Source organism: Paraburkholderia sp. SIMBA_053 (assembly GCF_046534895.1).
In the GTDB taxonomy this organism is placed as follows: Bacteria; Pseudomonadota; Gammaproteobacteria; order Burkholderiales; family Burkholderiaceae; genus Paraburkholderia; species Paraburkholderia caledonica.
Genome location: NZ_JAWRXU010001336.1, coordinates 1 through 248 on the forward strand (window position 1 = coordinate 1; position 248 = coordinate 248).

The following is a 248-nucleotide window of genomic DNA, read 5'->3' on the forward strand; positions in this document are numbered from 1 at the left end:
GTTGCTGGGATTAGACCCGAAACCAGGTGATCTAGCCATGGGCAGGTTGAAGGTGAGGTAACACTTACTGGAGGACCGAACCGACTAATGTTGAAAAATTAGCGGATGACTTGTGGCTAGGGGTGAAAGGCCAATCAAACCTGGAGATAGCTGGTTCTCCCCGAAAGCTATTTAGGTAGCGCCTCGGACGAATACTACTGGGGGTAGAGCACTGTTAAGGCTAGGGGGTCATCCCGACTTACCAACCC

Annotated in this window: 1 rRNA gene; it reads left to right on the forward strand. The window is 51.6% G+C overall.

Annotated elements, in window-relative coordinates:
* Nucleotides 1-248, forward strand: a 23S ribosomal RNA gene (locus SB753_RS39960); the annotation flags it as partial.